Below are 2,566 nucleotides of genomic sequence, written 5' to 3' on the forward strand. Positions count from 1 at the left end.
CCGGGCGTCCCGTCCCCGCCCGGTCCCGTCGCCGGTGCGGGCGCCGCCTCGGTGCCCTCGGGCGAGCTCGTGGCCTCGGGGGAGGGGGTGGCGGGCGGCGTCGTCGCGCCGGGCGTCGGGGAGGCGGAGGGCGCCGCCACGGTGACGCGCACCTCGGCGGCCAGCGTGCTGATGTTGCCGAGGGGATCCGTGACCGTGGCGGTGATGCCGAGCGGACCGGGCGGCAGCGTGCCCGTCGCGCACGACCAGCGTCCGCCGACGACCTGCGCCTGGCACGCCGCGTCGCCGTAGCCCGCCAGGTACGCGCGCACGGTGGCGCCGTCCTCGTCGGAGGTGCCGGAGATCGTGATCCCGGCGGTGTCGATGCTCGCCCCGGCCGCGGGGGCGGTGATGACGGCCGCGCCGGGTGCCGTGGTGTCGAAGCTTCCGGTGCCGCGTCCGACCGCGGGCGTGCCGACGCTCCACGACGTGGACTGCGTGGCCGTGACGGCGACCCCGGTCCCCGAGGGCGGCGGGGGAGCGAGGAGGCAGGCCCACGTGCTGGATGCCCCGACGGTGGCCCGGCACGCGGCGCCGCCCGAGCGGGCGTCGACGGTGGCGCCCGGGAACCCGGTCCCGCTGACGAGGCCCGTGGTCACGACGGAGAAGCTGTTCACGCCCGGCGCCCGGAGGACGGATGCCGTGGTCGTCGCCTCCTGGCCGTCCGAGGAGACGCGGACGGCGCTCTGGCCGTCGGGCACGCCGGTGGCGGACGCCCGCCAGGTCGTCGCCGTGGGCAGCGCGACGGCGGCGGGGACGCTCGCGATGGTCACCTGCACGTCCGCTCCCGACGGGCGCGTGCCCGAGACCTGCACGGCGCCGTCGGTCGAGAAGGGCGGCGCCTGGACCGTGGGGCCGACCGCGGGCGCGGGCAGGGGCGCGCCCGGGGGACGGGGCGACGGCGAGGGGGTCTGCGTGGCGGCGGACGCCGCGGTGGCGCCGCCGGCGCCCAGGGCGACCAGCAGCGCGAGGACGGAGAGAGCGCGGACGAGGCGCTCGCGGGATCGACGGACACCGCCCGCACCACCCCCCGTGGACGGACGTCCCTCTTCCCTCGTCCTGAACCGCACCGTGCATCCATTCATGCGGGAACCTCCGGGCGTGTCAACCGCCCGCACCGACCGTGACGCAAGTGGTACGGGAACCTGGGCGCCGCGTGCCCGACGCCGGTGGACGGGGTGTGCGCCGACGGTGCGCGCCCTGGTCCCGCGCTCCGTCCGGGCCCCCAGCGCACGTCCTGCGGAGCGGGCGACGGCACCGGCCGCGGCGTCCCCGGCCCCGTGCCCGATACTGGCGGGGTGACCCCTCGCCCCGCCGTCCCCGACCGCCCGACCCCCCTCGAGCTCGCCGGGCTCCTCGCCGGCGGACCGCGCATCGGGGTGAGCACGAGCGACGCCAAGGTCGAGGGCCGCGCACACGAGGGCGGACGCTCCGAGTCCGTGTGGGACGCCTTCGCCCGGCGTCCCGGGGCCGTCGCCGACGGCAGCGATCCCGAGCGCGGCGCCGACCACGTCGCCCGCGTCGCCGAGGACGTCGCCCTCGCGGCCGAGCTCGGCGTCGACCTCCTCTCGTTCTCGATCTCGTGGTCCCGCATCCAGCCGGAGGCGCGCGGCGGACTCCGTCGGGAGGGCATCGCGTTCTACGACGAGCTGGTGGACGCGCTGCTCGCGGCGGGCATCCGCCCCCGGGCCGCCCTCCACGACCACGACCTGCCCGTGGAGCTGCAGGACCGCGGCGGCTGGCTGCACCGCGACACCGCCCTCCGCTTCGGCGACGTCGCGTACCTCGCCGCGGAGGCGCTCGCCGACCGCGTGCCCGACTGGGTGACGCTCCGGACTCCGGACCTCACCACGATGGGCGGCCACGTCACGGGCACCCACGCCCCGGGATCCCGCCTCGGGCTCGACGCGCTCCCCACCGTGCACCACCAGCTCCTCGCGCACGGCCGGGCCGTCGAGGCCGTCCGCGGCTCGCGGTCCACGGCCCGGGTCGGCATCGTCGTCGGCCACCGGGTGGTCGAGGCCGCGTCCGCGGACGACGACGACCGCGCGGCCGCCGTCGTGGCGCGCGCCCTGCACCAGGACCTCTTCGCCGACGCGGTGCTGCTCGGCCGCTACCCGGACCTCGCGGGCCCGCACGCGGAGGCCTTCGAACGGCTCGGCCGGGTCGACCCGGCCGACCTCCGCTCCATCGGCCAGCCCCTCGACCACTACGGCGTCGCGCTGGCCGACCCGATCCGCGTCGCCGCCGTCCCGCGCCTCGTCGCCGGCTCCACCGCGATCCCGTTCGCCGAGCTGCCCTGGACCGACCACCCGGCGACCCTCGACGGCCACGCGGTCGCGCCCGACCTCGTGCCGGTGGTGCTCGCCGACCTCCGCGCCCGCTACGGCGACGCGCTCCCGCCCGTCGTCCTCTCCGGCCTCGACGGCGCGCACCCCGAGCAGGTCGACGACCGCGACGGCTCGCGCCGCGATCCCCGCCGCGCGGACGCCATCGCCGACCACCTCGTGCAGGCGCTCGCCGCCGT

General features: G+C 78.4%; 1 protein-coding gene and 1 pseudogene. One reads left to right on the forward strand and one right to left on the reverse strand.

Annotation, left to right across the window (positions count from 1 at the left end):
- Positions 1–1,109: pseudogene (locus Q6969_RS14870) on the reverse strand (hypothetical protein); the annotation flags it as partial.
- 228 nt (positions 1,110–1,337) lie between these two features.
- Here Q6969_RS14870 and Q6969_RS14875 point away from each other — a divergent pair.
- Positions 1,338–2,566 (forward strand): family 1 glycosylhydrolase (locus Q6969_RS14875; RefSeq protein ID WP_317231137.1); only part of this gene is annotated, 1,229 nt, incomplete at its 3' end.

This window comes from Clavibacter sp. MX14-G9D (genome assembly GCF_032917815.1).
Classification (GTDB): Bacteria; Actinomycetota; Actinomycetes; order Actinomycetales; family Microbacteriaceae; genus Clavibacter; species Clavibacter michiganensis_K.